This is a genomic window from Azospirillum agricola (assembly GCF_020005195.1).
In the GTDB taxonomy this organism is placed as follows: Bacteria; Pseudomonadota; Alphaproteobacteria; order Azospirillales; family Azospirillaceae; genus Azospirillum; species Azospirillum agricola.
Genome location: NZ_JAIFZR010000008.1, coordinates 475,899 through 498,536 on the forward strand (window position 1 = coordinate 475,899; position 22,638 = coordinate 498,536).

5 protein-coding genes are annotated in these 22,638 nt (G+C 69.8%); 3 read left to right on the top strand and 2 right to left on the bottom strand.

The window, feature by feature from the left end:
• Positions 1 to 33: 33 nt before the first annotated feature.
• Positions 34 to 14,580, bottom strand: coding sequence for a beta strand repeat-containing protein (locus JN22_RS34530; RefSeq protein ID WP_085558393.1), 14,547 nt, complete (start codon positions 14,578 to 14,580; stop codon positions 34 to 36).
• A gap of 351 nt (positions 14,581 to 14,931) precedes the next feature.
• Here JN22_RS34530 and JN22_RS34535 point away from each other — a divergent pair, with 351 nt between their 5' ends.
• Positions 14,932 to 19,017 carry a peptidase domain-containing ABC transporter gene (locus tag JN22_RS34535; RefSeq protein WP_223678043.1) on the top strand — a complete coding sequence of 1,362 codons (4,086 nt, stop codon included), beginning with the start codon at positions 14,932 to 14,934 and terminating at the stop codon, positions 19,015 to 19,017.
• Positions 19,018 to 19,071: 54 nt separating this feature from the next.
• On the top strand, positions 19,072 to 20,382 hold the full coding sequence (locus JN22_RS34540) for an HlyD family type I secretion periplasmic adaptor subunit (protein WP_085558394.1): 1,311 nt from the start codon (positions 19,072 to 19,074) through the stop codon (positions 20,380 to 20,382).
• A 155-nt stretch (positions 20,383 to 20,537) separates the two neighbouring features.
• Here JN22_RS34540 and JN22_RS34545 read toward each other — a convergent pair whose 3' ends face one another.
• Entirely contained in the window at positions 20,538 to 20,741 is a 204-nt protein-coding gene (locus tag JN22_RS34545) for a hypothetical protein (protein ID WP_085558447.1), read from the bottom strand.
• A gap of 378 nt (positions 20,742 to 21,119) precedes the next feature.
• Here JN22_RS34545 and JN22_RS34550 point away from each other — a divergent pair, with 378 nt between their 5' ends.
• Positions 21,120 to 22,625 carry a hypothetical protein gene (locus JN22_RS34550; RefSeq protein ID WP_223678044.1) on the top strand — a complete coding sequence of 502 codons (1,506 nt, stop codon included), beginning with the start codon at positions 21,120 to 21,122 and terminating at the stop codon, positions 22,623 to 22,625.
• Positions 22,626 to 22,638: the final 13 nt, after the last annotated feature.

Sequence of the window (22,638 nt, forward strand, 5' to 3'; positions counted from 1 at the left end):
GCGGCGCACCGCCCCCTTCCCGCCCGCGCCGGATCAGAAGGTCAGCCGCTCGATGTTCTGCAACACCAGCTGGTGCCCGTTCTGGTCCTCCAGCGTTCCTGACCACTCATGGTTGAAGGTCAGGCCATGGCCCGAGGGGTCGAGCGTGTAGCTGTTCGAGTCGATCTGGTCCAGCCAGTTCCCCACCCCTCCGGCGAAGTTGCCCATCTCCACCACGTCGGTCCAGCCGGCCCCGCCATTGATGAACAGGCTGCCGTCGCGCTGCGCGAAGATGAACAGGTCGTCCCCGGCCCCACCGTTCATCGCCATCGTCCCGGCGGCGGCGTGCAGCGTGTCGTTGCCGGCGGTCCCGGTCACCACCGCGTCGTTCGAAACCTCCACCTGAACGCTCAGCGGATCGCTGGCGGCCCCCTGCTGGTCGGTCACCGTCACCTCCAGCGTCCGTGTCCCGGCGCCGCCGGGTGTCAGTGCCAGATGGTGGAGAAGATCGGTGTAGGTGGCGGTCGGGGCATCGCCGCTCAGTGAGAGCTTGTGGCTCGCGTCGTCCCACGTCACCTCGATCCCGGTGCCGGCCACGGTCTTCCGCCCGGTCACGGAATCGGTGGTGAGGGGCAGGCTGTCGAGGTTGAGCGTGTCGCCACTCTGCGACCCGGCGGCGATGCGGACCGTCATGCCGGACATGACGCTGCTGTCCACGTCGTCGATCGCCACGCCCGCCACGCCGGCCGCCTGGCCGTTGGCGGTGAGGGTCGGGGCGTCGTTCACCGGATCGACCGTCACCGTCAGGGTCTGCGACACCGTGGCCGTGCTCATCCCGTCATGGGACGTCGCCGTGACCGTCAGCGTCACCGGACCGTTGGCGTCGGCCGGCGGCGTGTAGGTGAGGCCGCTGAGCTGCGCCGCGGTCAGGCTCCAGCTTCCATCGGCGTTGTGAGTGCCGTGGTTCAGGCTGGCGCCGGCGGGCACGCCATCGATCCGCACCGTCACCGTCTCCGACCCGTCGAGGTCGGTCGGGGCGGCGGTGATCGACAGGGCGATCGCGGTGTCCTCCGGCCCGTGGGTGGCGGTGACGGTCAGGGCCGGCGCGTCGGCCACCGGGTTGACCGTCACGGTCAGCGTGTCGGCGACCGAAACCGGGGCGGCGGACCCGTCCCTGGCCGTCGCCGTGACCGTCAGGGTGAAGTCGTCCCCGCTGTTGGCCGGCGGCTTGATCGTCAGGCCGGTCAATTGCGACGGCGTCAGCGTGATCGCCCCGGCCACCACGGTCAGCGCCCCGGCGGCGTTCCGCAGGGTGGCGCCGTCCGGAATGCCCGACAGCGTGACGCTCAGCGTCTCCGACCCGTCGGTGTCGGTCAGCGCCGGGTTGATCGTCAGCGCGATCGCCGTGTCCTCGTCGCCGCTCGCCGGCTGGACGCTCAGCGTCGGCGCGTCCGAGACCGGATTGACCGTCACCGCCAGCGTCCGCACGGTGTCGGCGCCCGCCGCCATCCCGTCCCTGGACGTCGCCGTGACGGTCAGGGTGAAGTTTTCGTCGCTGTTCTCGGGCGGCGTGATCTTCAGCCCGGTCAATTGCGCCGGAGTCAGCGTCACCGTCCCGTTGCTGACCGTCAGGACGCCCCCGGCGTTGGCCAGAACCGCATGGTCCGGGATGCCCGACAGGGTGATGGTCAGCGTCTCCGACCCGTCCGTGTCGGTCAGCGCCGACGCGATGTTCAGGGCGATGGAGCTGTCCTCGTTGCCGGTCGCCGGCTGGACGGTCAGGGTCGGCACGTCCGACACCGGGTTGACCGTGACGGTTAGCGTGTCGGTGACCGTCACCGGCGCGGCCGAGCCGTCCCGCGCGGTCGCCGTGACGGTCAGGGTGAAGTCGGTGTCGCTGTTCCCGGGCGGCGTGATCTTCAACCCGGCGAGCTGGCCGGGCATCAGCGTGATCGAGCCGCCGCTGATGACCAGCGTGTCGCCGCCGTTGTTGCTCAGGCTGGCGCCGGAGGGGATGTCGCTGATGGTGACGGTCAGCGTTTCCGACCCGTCGGTGTCGGTCAGCGCCGGGTTGATCGTCAGCGCGATCGCCGTGTCCTCATCGCCGCTCGCCCCCTGCACGCTCAGCGTCGGCGTGTCGCTCACCGGCGTGACGGTCACCGACAGCGTCTGGCTGGTCGTCGCCTCGGCGGCGCTGCCGTCCTTGGAGCGCGCGGTGACGGTCAGGGTGAAGTCGGTGTCGCTGTTCTCGGGCGGCGTGATCTTCAGACCGGCGAGCTGGCCGGGCGTCAGCGTGATCGACCCGTTGGTGATCGTCAGCGTGTCGCCACCATCGTTGCTCAGGCTGGCGCCGCCCGGAATGCCGCTGATGGTGACGGTCAGCGTTTCCGATCCGTCGATGTCGGTCTGGGCCGGGTTGATCGTCAGGGCGATCGCCGTGTCCTCGGCACCGCTCGCCGCCTGCACGCTCAGCGTCGGCGTGTCCGACACCGCGTTCATGGTGATCGGCAGCGTCACCACGGTGGTGGCGGTCGTCCCATTGGATTCGTGGCTGATCGCGGTGATCGTCAGGGTGATGTCGACGTCGCTGTCGGCCGGCGGCGTCAGCGTCAGCCCGGCGAGTTGTCCGGGTTCCAGCGTCCAGCTTCCATCGGCGTTCCGCGTGCCGTCGGACAGCGTGGCCCCGGCTGGCACTCCGGTGATGGTCACGAGGCCGAGCCGCTCCGACCCGTCGGTGTCGGCAAGCGCCACCGAAAGATGCAGCGGGATGACCGTGTCCTCGGTTCCGGTCAGCGGGGTCCAGGTGACGATCGGCTGGTCGGCGACCGGGTCGACGGTGACACGGAAAAGCTGGCTGCTGGTGGCGGTGGTCCCCGTCGCCTGCTCCGTCGCCGTCGCCGTCAGCGTCAGGTTGAAGTCGGTGCCGCTGTTGGCCGGCGGCAGCAGCTTCAGCCCGCTCAACTGGGCGGCGGTCAGGGTGACCGCCCCGCCGGTCGGGATCAGGGTGTTGCCATTGGCATCGATCAGCTTGGCACCGCTCGGCAGGCCCGACAGCACGACGCTCAGCGTCTCCGACCCGTCGCGGTCGACCAGGGCGGCCGACAGGTTGAGCGCGATCGGCGTGTCCTCGCTGCCCGCCGCGTTGGCGACGCTGATCGACGGGGCGTCGGCCACCGCCACCACCTCCACATGGAAGGTCTTGCTGGTGCTGGCCGTGTCCTTGTTCGAGCTTTCCAGGCTGGTCGCCGTCAGCGTCAAATCCATGCCGCCCGACATGTTGCGCGGCGGGATGACCTTCAGACCGGACAGGTCGGACAGCTTCAAGGTCCAGGAGCCGTCACCGTTGTTCGACCCCTGGTTCAGCACGGCACCGTCCGGCAGGCCGGACAGGATGATGGCCATGCTTTCCGACCCATCGGTGTCGACCAGCGCCGCCGACAGGTCCAACGCGATCGCCGTGTCCTCGTTGCCGCTCGCGTTGTGGATGGTGACGTCGGGGGCGTCGGCGACCGCCGTGAAGGTGACGGTGAAGCTCTTGGTCGACCAGGCCTCGGCCGCCGATCCATCCTTGGACGCCGCCTCGACCGTCAGGGTCACGGTGCCGGCGTAGTTCCGCGGCGGCGCCAGGGTCAGCGCCGCGCGCTCCGCCGGCGTCAGGCCGGAGAGGTCGTAGACGCCACCGCCGAGCGCCGTGCCGGCCGACAGGGTGAAGCCGGTCGGCACCGTCAGGCGCACCGCGCTGATCACCTCCGGGGTGCCCACCAGATCGGTGACCGCCACGTCGATCGACAGGTTGGCCGCCACGTCCTCCCGCGAGGTCGGGGCCGTCACGTCGATCGTGGGCGCATCGCTGACCGGCGCCACCTCGACCGCCAGGGTCCGCGTGGTGGTCGCCCGGTCGGCGTTGCTGCTCTCGCGCGACACCGCCGTGACGCTGAGTTGGATGGTGCCGCTGGCGTTGGCCGGCGGGGTGAATTTCAGGTTGGCCAGTTGGTTCGGGGTCAGCACCCAGCGGCCGGGGTTGGTCGAGTCCTCGAAGCCCGCCGACAGCTTGGCGCCAACCGGCACATTGTCGATGACGATGCCGACGAGGCTTTCCGACCCGTCCGTGTCGGTCAGCGCCGCCGTGATGTTCAGCGCGATCGCCGTGTCCTCGTTGCCCGAGGCGCTCCGCACCGTCAGGGAGGGCGCGTCGGCAATGGCCGTCACCGTCACCGCCTGCGTCACCGTGGTCTGGCTGTTGTTGGCGCCCGAGGTGACGACCACGCCCAGCGTGAAGTCAACGTCGCTGTTGGCCGGCGGCTTGATGGTCAAGCCGGCCAGCTTCGACGGGTCGAGCGTCACGCTGCCATCCGCCTGGACGGTGATGAGGGCGCCCAGGGAATCCCTCAGCTCTGCGCCGGCCGGAATGCCGGTCAGCTTGACGGCCGTGACGTTCTGCCAATCCGACAGGCCGCTGTCGAGATTGAGGGCGACGGCGGTGTCCTCGCCGGTGGTGAGGCCGGCCGGCCGCTGGTTGCCGATGCCGGTGTTCGGATCGACCACCGGCGGCGGGGGAGGCGGCGGGGGAGGAGGAGGAGGCGGGGGCGGCGGGCTGGTCGGATCGCCGTTCCCCCCACCGTTGTTGCCGCCACCGTTGTTGCCGCCGCCGTTCGAGGACTGCGCGACGCTCCAGCTCACGACGAAGCTGTCGGAGACGCTGGTGTTGCGGTCGCCCTCCTGCTCGATGCTGAAGGGACGGACGGTCAGGGTCAGGCTGCCCTGGTCGTAGGTCTGGCCGTTGGTGGTGACGGTGGCGTGGCTGATGCCCGCCGCGTTGGCGTTGTGCACGGTCAGCTTGACGCCGCCGGCCGCCAGAGCCGCCGCGTAGTCGGTCGGCGACAGGGTCCAGGTGCCGTCGCCGTTGTCGATGCCGAAGTTCAGGAGCGAGCCCTTCGGCACGCCCTCGATGATGACCGCCAGCGATTCCGAACCGTCGGTGTCCTGGAGATGGGCGTTGAGGTTCAGCACCATGCCGGTCGGAACACCGCTCGCCGAAACCTGATCATCGACATGGTAGGCGACCAGCGTGCCGTCCGCCGCCTTCGACATGGGCGCGTCGGCCACGGCGGTGACAACCACCGTCGGGGTGTAGCTTTTGGTCAGGCTGTCGCTGCCGTCGGTCGCCGTCACCGACACGGTGATCTGGAAATCATCGGCGTTGTGTTCGGGAACATGCAGGCGCAGGCCGCCCAGCTTGGCCGGATCGACCGACCAGCGGCCGTTGCCGTTGTCGGTCAGGGCACCCGCGATCGTGCTGGTCAGCGTCACGCCGGCCGGCAGGCCGGAGATGACGATGGCGGAGATGTGCTCCGATCCGTCGCTGTCGCCGGTCAGGGCCGAGATCACCAGCGGGATGCCGTCGGGGTTGTCCTCGGGCGCGCTGGCGCTGATCGAGACGATCGGCTCGTCGGCCTTGGGATCGACGGTGACGGTCAGGTCGCGGGTCTGCTTCAGCACGCCGCCCGACGTCTCGCCGTTCACCACGATGGTCGCCGCACCGTTGCTGTCGGTGGTGATGACGTCAACCTTCAGGTTGATGGTGCCGGAGAAGTCGGCCTTGGTCGTCAGGGTCAGTTCGTTGCGGTACTCGACGTCGACCGACCAGCGACCGTTGCCGAGATAGACCAGACCGCTCTCATGCCCGGCCGCCAGCGACAGCGAAGCACCGTCCGGCAGATTGCTGACCACCAGCGACAGCCGCTCGGACCCGTCGGTGTCGGTGAGTTGCAGGTTGCCGAGTTGCAGGTTGATCGCCGTGTCCTCGGTGCCGCGCGCGCTGAGCGCGCCGGTCGGGGTCGCCACGTCGGCGACGCCCTGCACCTCGACATGGACCGTCACCGGCGCCGCGTCGGCGATCGAGCCGTTGGAGGTTTCCGTCGCCCGCGCGGTGAAGGTCAGATCGAAGCCGACGTTGGAGTTGGACGGCGGGGTGATGGTCAGATCGTTGAGGTCGGCCGGCGTCAGCACCCATTTGCCCGACGCGGCGTCGTAGGTGCCATGGTTCAGCGTCGCACCGGCCGGCACGCCACCGACCAGGATGGTCAGTGTTTCCGAACCGTCCCGGTCGGTCAGGGCGGCGTTGACCGACAGCGGAATGGCGGTGTCCTCGCGGCCGACCGTGCTCGACGCCGACAGAACCGGGGTGTCGGCGACGGCCTTCACCGTCACCGCGAAGGAAAGCGGCGTGGAGGTGGCGGTCGTCGTCCCTTCCACCGAGGTGGCGGTGACGCTCAGCGTCACCGAACCCGAGTAGTCGTGCGGCGGCGTGAAGGTCAAACCGTTCAGTTCCGCCGGAGTCAGCGTCCAGCTTCCGTCGGGATTGTGGGTGCCGGCCGACAGGGTCGCCCCTTCCGGCACGCCGGTGATGGTGATGTGGTCGAGCGTCTCGCCGGTCAGGTCGGACAGCGCGGCGGTGATGCCCAACGCAATCGCCGTGTCCTCGTTGCCCGACACAGGTTGGACGCCGACGATCGGCGCGTCGGCGACGCCGGTCACGGTGATCGACAGGGGGACCGGAGCCGACACGGCGGTCGAACCGTTCTCGCGCTCCTCCGAGGTCGCGGTGACGCTCAGCGTGATGGTGCCGGAGAAGTCGTGCGGCGGGGTGATGCGCAGCCCGGCCAGCTCGGCCCTGGTCAGGGTCCAGGTGGTGGTGCCGTCCGCCTCGGTCACGTAGCTGCCGGCGCTCAGCATCGCTCCGTCCGGGACGTTGGAGATGGTGATGGCGCTGATGCTCTCCGACCCGTCGGTGTCGGTCAGGGTCGGCGTGATCGACAGCGCGACCGAGACATCCTCCCTGGTCGTGGCGGCGGCGGCGGTCACGGTCGGGGCGTCGGCCACCGCGTCGACGGTGATGGTGCCGCTCGCCGTCTGCACGAGGCGCGACGCGGTGGCCCCGCTGCCGTCGACGGTCCCGACCTTCAGCGTGTAGTTGAGGTCGGCGTCGGAATTGTGGGCGGTGGTGACGGTCAGGCCCTGGACGCTCCAGGCCCCGGCTGTGCCGCCGACCGCGGCGAGCGCCGAGGTCGGGATGGTCCAGCTGTAGTTGCCCGAGGCATCGGGACCGCCGCGCGTCAGCTCGACCCCGTTCAGGTACAGCTTGGCGCCGCTGGCGTCCTGCTGCGAGGCCGGGATCAGCAGGGTGACGTTCTCCACCGCCTCCGGGCTGGCGGCGTCGACGTCGCTGAGCGTGATGGTCGGCGAGAGCGCGATGCCGCCCGCCTGGTCCTCGTTGCCGCGCGCGTTGAGCGTGCCGATCTGGAAGGCGTCGGCAACCGGCGCCACTGTGATCGTCTGGGTGGCGGTGGAGGTGCCGCCGTAGCTGTCCCGCACCGTGAAGGTGAAGCTGTCGGTGCCGCTGAAGTCCGGGTCCGGCGTGTAGGTGAAGCTGCCGTCGTCGTTCACCACCACCGTGCCGTGCGCCAGCCGCACCGGCTGGCCGTTGGTGCCCGGTCCCTGGTAGGTCAGCGTGTCGTCGGTGCGGCCGTTGGCGATGTCGGGGTCGGTCGCGGCGAGCCGGCCGTTGACCACGGTGTCCTCGGTGCCGGGGGTGTTGGCGGCGGTCGCGGTCGGCGGGTTCGGGTTGTAGTTCAGCACCTCGCGGACGTTGACCGGCTGGCCATCGACGTAGATCTCCAGCTTCTCGAAATCAACGACGCGGAGTCCGAGCGCCGTCAGGGTCGTCGCGCTGTTGGTGGAGGTGTCGGCGTTGGCGGCGTTGGGCTTGGCCGCCGCCGCCTCGATGCTGTCGCGCAGCGTGCGCAGGTCGGCCAGGATCGCCGGGTTGGCGAGCTGCGCGCTGGTCAGCATCACCCGGAAGGTGTCGATGCCGGTGTCGCCGTCCTGAAGCTCGGGCTTGGCGGAGGTGCCGCCCTCGCCGACCACGAAGATCGACAGGTCGTCGCCAGCCCCGCCGTAGATGGTGTCCGCCCCGCCGCCGCCGCTGATGGTGTCGTTGCCGGCCCCGCCGATCAGGACGTTGGCGCCGCTGGAGCCGGTGATCACGTCGTCGAACCGGGACCCGGTGACGTTCTCCAGGTTGCGCAGGACGTCATTGCCCTCGCCGGTGCCGACGCCGGTCGCCAGATTGGCGTTCACGGCGGTGGCGGAGTCGGCGTAGGTCACCGTGTCGGTGCCGGCGCCGCCGTCGATGGTGTCGTCGCCGAGGCCACCGGCCAGCAGGTCGTCGCCGTCGCCGCCGTCCAGGCTGTCGTCGCCAGCCCCGCCGCGCAGCGTGTCCTTGCCGCCCCCGCCATAGATCGTGTCGTTGCCGTCGCCGCCTTCGAGGCTGTCGTTGCCCTGTGGCGTGCCGGTGAAGGTGACCGACAGCGTCTTGGGCGCGCTGGTGGCGGTGCTGCCGTTCTCCTGCTCGATCGAGGTGGCGGTGACGGTCAGATTGATCGGGTGGGTGCTGTCGCCCTCCTTGGCGGTCAGCTTCAGCCCGCTGAGCTGCGCCGGGGTCAGGGTCCAGGTGGTGGTGCCGTTGGTCTCGGTCACGTAGGTGCCGGCGCTCAGGCTCGCCCCGGCCGGAACACCGGAAATCACCAGCCTGTCGATCGATTCCGACCCGTCGGTGTCCGACAGGGTGGCGCCGACGTTGAGATTGACGGTGAAGACGCCGGTGCCATCGCCGTAGATCACGTCGTCGCCGGCGCCGCCGTAGATGGTGTCGTGGCCGGAACCGCCTTGCAGCGTGTCATTGCCGGCGGTGCCGGTCAGCGTGTCGTTCTGGCCGTTGCCCAGGTTGTAGGTGATCGGAGTCACCACGGCGGTCGGCGCGTCGGCCACCGCGATGACAGTGACGGCGAGCGTCTTCTGGACGTTGACCGCTGCGGCCGTGCCGTCCTTGGCGGTAGCGGTGACCGTCAGGGTGAAATCGACGTCGCTGTTCTCCGGCGGCGTGATCTTCAGGCCGGCCAGCTGGCCAGGCGTCAGCGTGATCGTGCCGTTGCTGATCGTCAGCGTCTCGCCCGCCGTGTTCGTCAGCGTCGCCCCGCTCGGGACGCCGCTGATCCGCACGCTCAGCGTCTCCGAGCCGTCCGTATCGGTCAGGGCGGAGGCGATGTTCAGCGCGATCGCCGTGTCCTCGTCGCCGCTTGCCGGCTGCACGGTCAGTGTCGGCGTGTCGGTCACCGGGTTGACCACCACCAGCAGCGGTTCGCTCCTGGTCGCCTCCACCGCGCTGCCGTCCTTGGCAACCGCCGTCACCGTCAGCGTGAAGTCGATGTCGCTGTTCTCCGGCGGCGTGATCTTCAGGCCGGCCAGCTGGCCGGGCGTCAGCGTGATCGTGCCGTTGCTGATCGTCAGCGTCTCGCCCGCCGTGTTCGTCAGCGTCGCCCCGCCCGGGATGCCGCTGATCCGCACGCTCAGCGTCTCCGAACCGTCGGTGTCGGTCAGCGCCGGGTTGATCGTCAGCGCGATCGCCGTGTCCTCGTCCCCGCTCGCGCCCTGCACGCTCAGCGTCGGCCTGTCCGACACCGGGTTGACCACCACCAGCAGCGGTTCGCTCCTGGTCGCCTCCACCGCGCTGCCGTCCTTGGCAACCGCCGTCACCGTCAGCGTGAAGTCGACGTCGCTGTTCTCCGGCGGCGTGATCTTCAGGCCGGCCAGCTGGCCGGGCGTCAGCGTGATCGTGCCGTTGCTGATCGTCAGCGCGTCGCCCGCCGTGTTCGTCAGCGTCGCCCCGCCCGGGATGCCGCTGATCCGCACGCTCAGCGTCTCCGAACCGTCGGTGTCGGTCAGCGCCGGGTTGATCGTCAGCGCGATCGCCGTGTCCTCGTCGCCGCTCGCGCCCTGCACGCTCAGCGTCGGCGTGTCCGACACCGGGTTGACCACCACCAGCAGCGGTTCGCTCCTGGTCGCCTCCACCGCGCTGCCGTCCTTGGCAACCGCCGTCACCGTCAGCGTGAAGTCGATGTCGCTGTTCTCCGGCGGCGTGATCTTCAGGCCGGCCAGCTGGCCGGGCGTCAGCGTGATCGTGCCGTTGCTGATCGTCAGCGTCTCGCCCGCCGTGTTCGTCAGCGTCGCCCCGCCCGGGATGCCGCTGATCCGCACGCTCAGCGTCTCCGACCCGTCGGTGTCGGTCAGCGCCGGGTTGATCGTCAGCGCGATCGCCGTGTCCTCGTCGCCGCTCGCGCCCTGCACGCTCAGCGTCGGCCTGTCCGACACCGGGTTGACCACCACCAGCAGCGGTTCGCTCCTGGTCGCCTCCACCGCGCTGCCGTCCTTGGCAACCGCCGTCACCGTCAGCGTGAAGTCGACGTCGCTGTTCTCCGGCGGCGTGATCTTCAGGCCGGCCAGCTGGCCGGGCGTCAGCGTGATCGTGCCGTTGCTGATCGTCAGCGTCTCGCCCGCCGTGTTCGTCAGCGTCGCCCCGCCCGGGATGCCGCTGATCCGCACGCTCAGCGTCTCCGAACCGTCGGTGTCGGTCAGCGCCGGGTTGATCGTCAGCGCGATCGCCGTGTCCTCGTCGCCGCTCGCGCCCTGCACGCTCAGCGTCGGCCTATCCGACACCGGGTTGACCACCACCAGCAGCGGTTCGCTCCTGGTCGCCTCCACCGCGCTGCCGTCCTTGGCAACCGCCGTCACCGTCAGCGTGAAGTCGACGTCGCTGTTCTCCGGCGGCGTGATCTTCAGGCCGGCCAGCTGGCCGGGCGTCAGCGTGATCGTGCCGTTGCTGATCGTCAGCGCGTCGCCCGCCGTGTTCGTCAGCGTCGCCCCGCCCGGGATGCCGCTGATCCGCACGCTCAGCGTCTCCGACCCGTCGGTGTCGGTCAGCGCCGGGTTGATCGTCAGCGCGATCGCCGTGTCCTCGTCGCCGCTCGCGCCCTGCACGCTCAGCGTCGGCCTGTCCGACACCGGGTTGACCACCACCAGCAGCGGTTCGCTCCTGGTCGCCTCCACCGCGCTGCCGTCCTTGGCAACCGCCGTCACCGTCAGCGTGAAGTCGACGTCGCTGTTCTCCGGCGGCGTGATCTTCAGGCCGGCCAGCTGGCCGGGCGTCAGCGTGATCGTGCCGTTGCTGATCGTCAGCGTCTCGCCCGCCGTGTTCGTCAGCGTCGCCCCGCCCGGGATGCCGCTGATCCGCACGCTCAGCGTCTCCGAACCGTCGGTGTCGGTCAGCGCCGGGTTGATCGTCAGCGCGATCGCCGTGTCCTCGTCGCCGCTCGCGCCCTGCACGCTCAGCGTCGGCCTGTCCGACACCGGGTTGACCACCACCAGCAGCGGTTCGCTCCTGGTCGCCTCCACCGCGCTGCCGTCCTTGGCAACCGCCGTCACCGTCAGCGTGAAGTCGACGTCGCTGTTCTCCGGCGGCGTGATCTTCAGGCCGGCCAGCTGGCCGGGCGTCAGCGTGATCGTGCCGTTGCTGATCGTCAGCGCGTCGCCCGCCGTGTTCGTCAGCGTCGCCCCGCCCGGGATGCCGCTGATCCGCACGCTCAGCGTCTCCGAACCGTCGGTGTCGGTCAGCGCCGGGTTGATCGTCAGCGCGATCGCCGTGTCCTCGTCGCCGCTCGCGCCCTGCACGCTCAGCGTCGGCGTGTCCGACACCGGGTTGACCACCACCAGCAGCGGTTCGCTCACCGACACCGCGTCGGCCACACCGTCCTTGGCCGTTGCCGTCACCGTCAGCGTGAAGTCGATGTCGCTGTTCTCCGGCGGCGTGATCTTCAGGCCGGCCAGCTGGCCGGGCGTCAGCGTGATCGTGCCGTTGCTGATCGTCAGCGTCTCGCCCGCCGTGTTGCTCAGGCTGGCGCCGGAGGGGATCCCACTGATGGTGACCGTCAGCGTTTCCGAACCGTCGGTGTCGGTCAGCGCCGGATTGATCGTCAATGCGATCGCCGTGTCCTCGTCGCCCGTTGCCGACGAGACGCTCAGCGTGGGCGTGTCGGTGACGGGCGTGACGGTGACCAGCAACGGGGCGACGGTGGTCGCCACCTCGGCCACGCCATCCTTCGACGTCGCCGTGACGGTCAGGGTGAAATCGTCGTCGCTGTTCCAGGGCGGGGTGATCGTCAGCCCGGCGAGTTGCTCCGGCGTCAGCGTGATCGAGCCGTTGCTGATCGTCAGCGTGTCACCGGCACCGTTGTGCAGGCTGGCGCCGGCCGGAATGCCGCTGATCGTGATCGTCAGCGTCTCCGAGCCGTCGGTGTCGGTCAGCGCCGGGTCGATCGTCAGCGGAATGACGGCGTTCTGGGCGCCGGTCGCATCCTGCACGCTCAGAGTCGGCGCGTCGGACACCGGGTTGACGGTGACGAGCAGAGGCGTGCTGGTGCTGGCGGGAGCGGCGTCGCCGTCCTTGCTGGTGGCGGTGACCGTCAAGGTGAAGTCGGCGTCGCTGTCGCGCGGGGGCGTGATCGCCAGACCGGCGAGCTGGCCCGGCGTCAGCGTGATGGCGCCGTTGACGATGGCCAGCGTGTCGCCGGCCCCGTTGGTCAGGACGGCGCCGGCCGGAATGCCGCTGATCGTGAAGGACAGCGCCTCGGACCCGTCAGCGTCCGGCTGCACGGCGCTGATGGCGAGCGGAATCGGGGTGTCCTCGTCACCGACGGCGGCAGGCGCGGTCAGGATCGGCGTGTCGGACACCGGGTTGACGGTGACGAGCAGCGGGGCGCTGGTGCTGACCGCCTCGGCCACGCCGTCCTTCGCCGTCGCCGTGACGGTCAGGGTGAAGTCGACGTCGCTGTTGGCCGGCGGGGTGATCGCCAACCCGGCGAGCTGGCCCGGCGTCAGCGTGATCGTGCCGTTGCTGATCGTCAGCGTGTCGCCGGCGCTGTTGCGCAGGCTGGCGCCGGCCGGAATGCCGCTGATCGTGATCGTCAGCGTCTCCGAACCGTCGGTGTCGGTCAGCGCCGGGTTGATCGTCAGCGCGATCGCCGTGTCCTCGTCGCCGCCGGCGGCCTGCACCGCCAGCGTCGGCATGTCCGACACCGGATTGACGGTGACCGGCAGGGTGGAGGTCACGCTGGCCGGAGCGGCGGTGCCATCGGTGCTGGTCGCCGTCACGGTCAGGGTGAAGTCGGCGTCGCTGTTCAGCGGCGGCGTGATCGCCAGCCCGGCGAGCTGCTCCGGCGTCAGCGTGATCGCGCCGTTGACCACCGTCAGCACACCCCCGGCGTTGCTGAGGACGGCCCCCTCCGGAATGCCCGACAGGGTGATGGTCAGCGCCTCCGACCCGTCGGTGTCGGTCAGCGCCGGGTCTATGGACAGCGGAATGGCGCTGTCCTCGTTGCCGGTCGCGGCCTGCACCGCCAGGGTCGGCGTGTCCGACACCGGGGCGACGCTGACGACGAGCGGCGCGCTGGTGCTGGCGGGAACGGCCGAGCCGTCGCGGCTGGTCGCCGTCACGGTCAGGGTGAAGTCGGCGTCGCTGTTCAGCGGCGGGGTGATCGCCAGCCCGGCGAGCTGCTCCGGCGTCAGCGTGATCGAACCGTTGCTGATCGTCAGCGTGTCGCCGGCCGCGTTGGTCAGGACGGCGCCGGTCGGGATCCCGCTGATCGTGATCGTCAGCGTTTCCGACCCGTCGGTGTCGGTCAGCGCCGGACTGATCGTGAGCGCGATGGCGGTGTCCTCGTTGCCGCCGGCGGCCTGCACCGCCAGGGTGGGCGTGTCCGACACCGGATTGACGGTGACCGGCAGGGTGGAGGTCACGCTGGCCGGGGCGGCGGTGCCATCGGTGCTGGTCGCCGTCACGGTCAGGGTGAAGTTCTCGCCGCTGTTGGGCGGCGGCGTGACGGTCAGACCGGCGAGCTGCGCGGCGGTCAGGACGATCGCCCCGTCGACCACCGCCAGGGGGGTGCCGGAGCCGTCGCGCAGCACCGCGCCGGCCGGAATGCCGGACAGGGTGACGGTCAGGACCTCGCCGGCGTCGGTCAGGGCGGCGAGGATGTTCAGCGCGATGGCGGTGTCCTCGTCACCGGCGACGCCCCCCACCGTCAGGGTCGGCGCGTCCGAAACGGCCGGCGGTGGTGCGGCAGCGGTCTCAGTGTCGATTGCGGCGACAGCGACGGGAGCCGCCTCGCCCGGCACGGCGGCAGGGGTCGGGGTGTCCGCGAGGGAAGCCGTCCCCGCGGTCTGGGAGGCCGTCGCCTGCGCCTCGGAATCGCCGGAGAGGGCGTCCAGCTCCGTGTAGACCGTCGTCGTGCGCGCCGACCACAGGACATCGACCGGATCCGTGCCGGCCGTGGCCGCCCCGCGGCTTTCCTCCCCGAACAGGCCGGAGCCGTCGGGACCGCCCGTACCGGAACCGCGCGTTCCGTCCGAGCGGAACAGGTCGCCGTCGAGCAACTGCGCGGTCGTCGCCTGATCGGCCGCCACGGCGGTCGAGCCACCGGCGACGCTGCCGGTCTGCGCGCCGCCGCCGATCATCAGATCCTCGGTTCCCCGGTACTCGGTCTGCACATAGCCGAGCGTGTCGTCGGGCCGTTCCAGTTCGACGGTGCTGGTTTCGTGAATCACGCCGCCGAGGCGGGAGCCGTCGACCTGCTGCAGAAGGGTCAGATCGTCCAGGATCTGGCGATCATCGACCGCCGCGTTGTTTCCCTGAACCGCTTGCTCAGCCATCGGACCGCTCCACGACAACAGAGGCGCACCGCGCCTGGGGATTCTGCACGAGCCTCCTTTCTAGCTCTTTGAGTTGCTTGTGATAAGAATCTTCCTGTGATGAAATTCAACAGGCACAAACTCACACGTATAGATACTAATTTATTTTCAGCAGCTGCGATCGCCGATTGTGCGCTCAACAAAACCGCTGAAAAGCAAGCCGCCGGGACTGGCGGCGCCACCTGCCGCCACCCGCACGCATGGGCGAGCAAAATGGCCCGTTGCCATTTGTTGCTATTCGCGGATTTACCTATCACTAGCAATTATGCTGTTGATTAGCTGTCTCGATACCCTGCGCACAGGTTTGGTCTCTTGCAGCCCGCTTCCCTGCCTTCCCCCCGCAACGCCCCGTCCGCCAAGGCCGGAGCCGACCGCGACCAAGCCGCCGAGAAGGCGGCCCGCCGGCTGCTGTCCGGCATGCTGGGCCCGCGGCGCGACCGGGTCATGCTGGTGCTGGCCTCCTTCGCGCTCAACCTTTCCGGTTTGGCGCTGCCGGTCACACTGTTGCACGTCTACGACCGCATCCTGCCCAACGAGTCGTATGGCACCATGCTGCTGCTCGGAATCGGTTGCGGCGTCGCGGCGGTGATGGAGGCGATCCTGCGGGTCGCGCGCTCGGCGCTGACCACCTGGATGGGCGCGCGGATCGAGCACCAATCGAGCGCCTCGCTGATCGACCGGCTGATGCGCATGCCGCTGAACGCCTTCTCCCACCAGGGCATCGGCACCCATTTCGAGGTCTATCGCGCCATCAAGATGGTGCGCGAGTTCTATTCGGGCCAGGCGCTGCAATCGGCCATCGATATTCCCTTCGCCATTCTCTATCTGGGGCTGATCGCGCTTCTGGCCGGCTGGCTGGTGGCGATTCCGCTGGTGGTGCTGGGGCTGTTCCTGATCCTCGGCGCCGTCCTCGGCAAGCGGATGCGCCGGGCGCTGGAAAGCCGCCACACGCTGGAGGAGCGGCGCCTGAACTTCATCAGCGAGGTTCTGGGCGGCGTCCACACCGTCAAGGGGCTGGGCGCCGAAGCCGGCCTGCTGCGCCGGCACGAGCGCCTGCAACAGGGGTGCAGCGAGGAGGATTTCAATGTCGCCCGGCTGAGCGGAACCGCCTCGGTCATCGCCACGACCCTGGCGCAGGCGACCATGATGCTGGTGGTCATCGTCGGCAGCGTGTCGGTGATCGACGGGGCGATGACGACCGGCGTGCTGACCGCCTGCTCGATGCTGGCCGGGCGCTGCGTGCAGCCGGTGCAGGCGCTGTTCGACCGCTGGGTGCGCTACCAGTCGGTGTCGCTGGCGCTGCGCCGGATCGGTCATGTGCTGCTGGAGGTCGGATCCGACGGCGGCGCCCTGGACGACGAACCGGCGAAGACCACCGGAAAGGCCGACGCCGATACGGTCGTCCAGCCGCTGGCCCCCGGCTCCATCGAAATGGACAAGGTCCGCTTCGCCTACGAGCGCGGGCCGGAGATCCTCGGCGACCTGTCGCTCAGCGTCGGTCCCGGCGAGTTCCTCGGCGTGGTGGCGACCAACGCGTCGGGCAAGACGACGCTGCTGCGGCTGATCCTGGGCGCGCTGCGCCCGACCGACGGCAGCGTGCGGGTCGGGGTGCGCGGCGCCGGATCGGACACCGCAAGCGACGCGATGACCGGCATCGGCGGGGTCGTCTATGTCGGCGAGAATCCCGAGCTGTTCAAAGGCACCATCCTGCAGAACCTGACCCTGTTCGACCCGGGCCGGGCCGATCTGGCGATGGAGGTCTGCCGCCGCTTCGGGCTGGACCGCCGCATCGCCAGCCTGCCGCAGGGCTACGAGACCATCGTCGGCGACGCCTCGCAGGAATCGCTGCCGCGGGGCGCCCGCCAGATGATCTGTCTGGCCCGCGCCCTGGTCCGCGAGCCGGCGGTGCTTCTGCTCGACGAGCCGAACTCCTCGCTCGACGTCGAATCCGACACGGTGTTCCGCCGCGCCCTGAACGAGCTGCGCGGCAGCGTCACCATCCTGCTGGTCACCAGCCGCCCCTCCCTGCTGTCGCTGGCCGACCGGGTGGTGCAGATCGTCGGCGGCCGCGTGATCAGCCGGCCCGAGCCGGGGTCCGACGGCGCCGCCTCGCAGCCGGTGCTGGTGTCCAGCACCCCCGCCGCCGACAGCGCCGCCACGGCCAAGGCCGACCCGATCAAGGCGGCGCACGACGACGAGGACGTCCTGCGGCGGCGCCTGTCGGAAGCCTCGGCGGTCGGCGCCTGCATGATCCCGCTGCTCGACGGGCTGGGCTGGCGCGGCGCGCCGCAGGCGCTGGCCGAGGCGCTGCCCCACTTCTCCGAGGTGCAGACCGTCGAGGAGCTGTGCGACGTCCTGCAACGCCTGCATTTCGAAGGTCGGAGCCTCCGCATCGACCTCTCGCGGCTCGACCCCGCCCTGCTGCCCTGCCTGTTCCAGGGGCGCGACGGCGCGGTCCACACGCTGCTGTCGCTCGATGACGACGGCAACGACGTCAAGGCCTTCAGCGGCAAGACACGCGACACCGTCACGCTGACCACCGGCAAGGGCACCGCCTACGTCTTCACCCCTCTGGAAACCACGGCGGCCGGCGCCGGGGCGCAGAACTGGGTCAGCATGGTGGCGCAGGGCTTCCTGCCGCTGCTGTGGGCGGTGCTGGGTCTCAGCGCCGTCATCAACCTGCTGTCCATCGCCGCCCCGCTCTTCACCATGGCGATCTACGACAAGGTGGTGACCACCGGATCGATCGACACGCTCACCACCATCGCGGTGGGCGCCGTCCTGGTGATCGGCGGTGATTTCGCGCTCCGCCAGATCCGTGGCCGCGCGCTGGCCCACGCCGGATCGCGCATCGCCCGCTCGATCAGCAACGCCACCATCGAGCGCATCCTGATGCTGCCGGTCGGCATGAGCGAGCGCGCCAACATCGGCACCCAGATCGCCCGCGTGAAGGATCTGGAATCGATCCGGGACTTCATCAGCCAGGGGCAGGTCGCCGCCCTGTTCGACGTGCCCTTCGCCCTGTTCTACCTGATCGTCATGGCCGTGCTGGGCGGGCCGCTGGCGCTGGTGCCGCTGGCCGCCGTGCTGATCACCGCCGGCATCGGCGCCGCCGTCCACCCGCTGGTGCGCGCCCGCACCAGCTCCACCGCGCGGGCCGACACCGAGCGGCAGGAATTCTTCGTCGAGATGATCGCCAAGATGCCGGCGCTGCGCGCCATCGGCGGGCTGGCCCATTGGCGCGACCGCTACGACCGGCTGTCGGCGAAGACCGCGCGGTCGGGCCACAGCGCCGCCAACCTGTCGGCGACCCATGTGTCGCTGGCCGGGCTGGTGGTGCCGGTCGCCGGTCTGTCCACCGTCGGCGTCGGGGCGATCCAGGTGTTCAACGGCGCGATGACGCCGGGCGCCCTGATGGCGTCGATGATGCTGCTGTGGCGGGTGATGGTGCCGTTGCAGACCGCCGTCACCCTGCTGCCGCGCATCGAGCAGCTGCGCGGCAACGCCCGCCAGATCAATGGCCTGATGAGCATCCGGCCGGAGCGCGAGCCGCGCTGCGCCACCCTGCCGCCGCGCCGGTTGAAGGGCGAGGTGTCCTTCTCCCGCGTGTCGCTGCGCTACCGCAACGACGCCGACCCGGCGCTGGTCGGCGTGTCCTTCTCGGTCAAGCCGGGGCAGATCGTCGCCATCGTCGGGCCGGACGGCGCCGGCAAGTCCTCCCTGCTGAAGGTCATGCTCGGGCTGTATCCGCCGCAGGCGGGCAACGTACGGATCGACGGTGTCGACATCCGGCAGATGGACCCGATCGACCTGCGCAAGTCGGTCGGCTACGTGCCGCAGGCCACCACCCTCTTCTACGGCACGGTGGCGCAGAATCTGCGCTTCGCCGACCAGACCGCCGACGACGCCGAGCTGCGCTGGGCGCTGTCGCTGGCCGGCGCGCTGGACGAGGTCGAGGCGCTGTCGAACGGGCTCGAGACCCGCATCGGCGACAACCAGTCGATCCGCCTGTCGCCCAGCCTGTCACAGAAGATCTGCCTGGCCCGCGCCTACATCCGCCGGCCGAAGATCCTGCTGCTCGACGAGCCGGCCAGCCGGCTGGATTTCGAGGGCGACAAGGCGCTCCACGCCGCGCTGAGCGCTTTGCGCGGGCACAGCACCATCTTCCTGGTCACCCACCGGCCGAGCCACCTGACCCTGGCCGACACGGTGCTGACCATGGACGCCGGCATGATCGCCCCGGCCAGCCCGGCCGGCGGCCTGCCCGGCCCGCGCCCCGGCGGCCCCGGCGGAAACGCCACCGCCAACGGCATCGTCGGCGCGCTGCTCGGCGGGGCCGCGCTGAACCGCCCGGTCGGGCTGGCTTCGACGTCGACACCGCAGACCCGTCCCCACTGATCCGCCCGCCTCCGCCCTTCCGCCTTCGCCCTCCTGCTTTCCGTGTGATCGTCCATGGCCGCTTCCGACCTCGCCCGCCCCACCGGCAAATCGCTCAGCGCCGACGACGCGACCCTGTCGCTGGTCCGCGCCACCATCCTCGTGCTGGTCCTGCTGATGGTCGCCCTGCTGGTCTGGGCCACGCTGATGCCGGTCAAGGAGGCCGTCGTCACTCCCGGTCAGGTGGTGCCGTCGGGCAACGCCCAGGTGGTCCAGCATCTGGAGGGCGGCATCGTCGCCTCCATCCTGGTCAAGGACAGCGATCTGGTCGAGGCCGGGCAGCCTCTCGCCGTCTTCGATCCCAAGCAGGTCCAGGCCGAGCTGGAGCAGATGAACGTCCGCCTGCTGGCGCTCGACCTGCGGGCCGAGCGGCTGCGCGCCTTCGCCGCCGGGCGCGAGCCGGACTTCGCCCAATTCACCAAGGCCGATCCCACCCAGGTCGCCGACCAGCGCCTGATCTTCGACACCCAGCGGCAGGCTCGCGACACCGCGACCGCCGTGCTGCAATCCCAGGTCGCCCAGCGCGAGGCCGAGCTGGCGCTCTACGAGGGCCAGCTCGCCAGCATCAAGGACCAGATCGCGCTGATCACCGGCTCGGTCGACATCCGCAACAAGCTGGAATCGATGGGCCTGTCGTCCAAGCTGCAATCGCTGGAGACCCAGCGCGAGCAGTCGCGCCTGATGGGCGAGCAGCGGCGGATCGAGAGCCAGCTGATCACCACGCAGCAGGCGATCACCGAGGCCGGCAACCGCATCCTCGACCAGTCGGCCAAGCTGTCGCAGGACGCGGTGACCGAGATGGGCACCGTCACCGCCGAGATCGCGCAGCTCCGCGAGGCGCGCGCCAAGCTGGATGACCGCTCCAGACGTCTGACGGTGCTGTCGCCGGTTCGCGGGCTGGTTCAGGACCTGCGCATCAACACGGTCGGCGCCGTGGTCCCGGAGGGCGGCGTCCTGATGCAGATCGTCCCGGTCGATCATGAGATGACGGTCGAGGCGCACGTCGCCCCGCGCGACGTCGGCCAGCTCCATGTCGGGCTGGGGGCGACGGTGAAGGTGCTGACCTACGACTTCGCGCGCTACGGTTCGATCCCCGGCACGCTGCGCCGGATCTCCGCCTCGACCTTCCTGGACGAGCAGCACCGCCCCTACTACAAGGCGGTCATCGGCCTGAGCCGCAACTATGTCGGCCATGACGAGGCGCAGCATCCGGTCCTGCCCGGCATGACGGCGCAGGTCGAGATGACCACCGGCGAGCGGTCGCTGCTGGAGTATCTGCTGAAGCCGATCTACTTCGCCCTGTCCGACAGCTTCAACGAGCGTTGAACTGAAGGTTGATTCCTTGCCCCCCGCCCGCTGGGCAGGGGGGATTGGGCAAGTCGTCCCGCCAAAACGACGCCGGCCGCCCGTCCGACGAGGGACGGGCGGCCGGCAAATGGACCATGATGTCAGTCAGGGATGGAGCCGAGGCCGCTTCGGGCTCAATAGGCGCCGAGCGACCGGGCGAGGCCCGAGAACTCCTCGGCCAGCCAGCCCTCCCGCTCGATCAGATGGCCCATCAGATGCTTGAGCGCCGCCTCGTAGGCCATGGCGCGGTCACCGTCGGACAGGCCGGCATCCGACGACAGGCGAGCGACGAAAGCGTCCACAGCGGCGTCGGCCTTGCGCGGATCGATGTCGGTCATGGCCGGAAGCAACCTGGGGACAGGAAGGGGGGCGGGCCGGGGAATCATGGAGCGCCTCGCTGATTGACGCGTTGCCTGTGTGGATAATGCGGCCACCCGCCCGGACTGTGAAGATACGATTTAGCGATTAAATGAAATAAAATTATTAAGCATTTGATGAAACTCGTTGCAATGCGTTTCACGACAGCCCCGCCGGATTCTGTCATACGTGAGTGTGGGGTTGCTGCAATGCCGGGATTGCGCGGTGCCGTCCTGTCTCATACCGACAGAATGTGTCACCATATATCAGTAGCAGTATCACTTGCTTCTAATTAAAATGCCGGGCATCTACCAGCGCCAGTGGAAGCCATGGCGGGCCGCCCCAACAGCAGCGTTCTCATGCAAAATCCCGCTCCGGACGCCGCGCTGGACAGTCTGGACAAGGTGAAGGCGATTCTGGCACCGCTCGACCGGTCGCAGAAATCCAAGCTCTTCGAGTTGGTGCGCGCCGGACATCTGGAAAACGACCAGATGACGATCGAGGTCGGCCGCCTCATCGTCGCCATGTTGAACGGCCCCCGCACGGAACATGCCCGGCGCATCTGGACCGGTTGGTTCGATCCCGTGATGCTGCGCACCGACGCGCTGATGCTGGCGGAGATGCGGCCGCCCGGCTGCCTGCACGTCGCCGACGCCGGTGCCTGGTGGTTCGCGCTGCTGCCGCATCTGCGCGAGCTGGCCGGACAGGTGCAGACCGACATCGCCCAGCGGGCCAGCGAACATCCGCTCGACGTCGTCCTCGCCTCCCCCGCCGCCGCCCATTGGGCCGAGGAACTGCGCGGCCGTTCCCTGGCCGTGCTGCGCCAGCGCGGCGGGGCGGCGATGCTGCTGACCTCCGCCAACACCGAACGCGCGACGCTGCTGCGCAAGCGCGGGCTTTCCGGCGTGCCGCCGCTGTCGATGGCCGATCTGGCGATGCTGGATTCCATGCTGGAGCACGCCCCCCTGTGGAAGGGCGTGGCCCGGCCACGCGACACCGTCGGCGTCCTGCACGCCGCCTCCGGCATGACCGAACGGGCCGGAACCCCCGACGGCGGCCTGCTCTACGCGCTGACCCTGGTGAACAACACGCGCGACCCCGACCAGGCGCTCGCCCTCTACGGCCTGTTCCCCAACTCGCCCCTGGTCGAGGCGGCGGTCGGCCATCTGCAATTCTCCTGGCAGGCCCTGCGGCAGAAGCTGGAGGATCTCCATCTCGGGCGCGCCGCGCCGCCGCAGCTCACCGCCGGGGAATCGGCGGAGCGGCTGCTGGAGCGCGCCTTCCGCTGGTACGACGCGCTCCAGGGATTCGGCATCGAGCGCGGCGGCCGGAGCTGGCCGGCGGTCTCGACGGCGCTCGGGCGCGTCACCGCGCTGGTCGAGGGCGAGGTGGTGCCTGTGCTCAGCCACCGCTTGCTGACGCTCAACGCGTCGGCCTCGCCGGCGCCGCTGATCGAGCGGGTCCGCTTCATCAACCAGTTCAACCAGCGTCTGGCACGGCGCGGCATCGCCGCCTCCTCCAACCCCTGGCTGCCGGCGATCGGCGAGCATCTGGCCGGCCTGTTCCGCCAGGCCGGCGCCTACGGGCGCGACGATGCCCTGCCGACGATGGCCCGGCTCTGCGAGCTGGCGGAGGAGACCGGCTATCCCATCGAGGTCACGGCCATCGACAAGACCCTGCTGGCCATCGTCGAGCACGCGCTGCGCGACGGCCGCGAACTGGACCCCGGCGAGAGCCGGCTGATCGAACGCGTCGTCGCCGTCTCGACCGAGGAACGCCGCAAATGCCGCTGGTGGGTGTCGAGCGAGCTGGTCAGCCTGCTCGACGCCGCCCAGCAGCGGGGCGTCGGCTCCGCGCCCCACTGAGGACTCCCCGCCG

What these genes read in the sequence shown, in the direction of transcription:
- JN22_RS34530 (WP_085558393.1), bottom strand. Translation starts at nt 14,580, where the DNA reads ATGGCTGAGCAAGCGGTTCAGGGAAACAACGCGGCGGTCGATGATCGC.
- JN22_RS34540 (WP_085558394.1), top strand. Translation starts at nt 19,072, where the DNA reads ATGGCCGCTTCCGACCTCGCCCGCCCCACCGGCAAATCGCTCAGCGCC.
- JN22_RS34545 (WP_085558447.1), bottom strand. Translation starts at nt 20,741, where the DNA reads ATGACCGACATCGATCCGCGCAAGGCCGACGCCGCTGTGGACGCTTTC.
- JN22_RS34550 (WP_223678044.1), top strand. Translation starts at nt 21,120, where the DNA reads ATGCAAAATCCCGCTCCGGACGCCGCGCTGGACAGTCTGGACAAGGTG.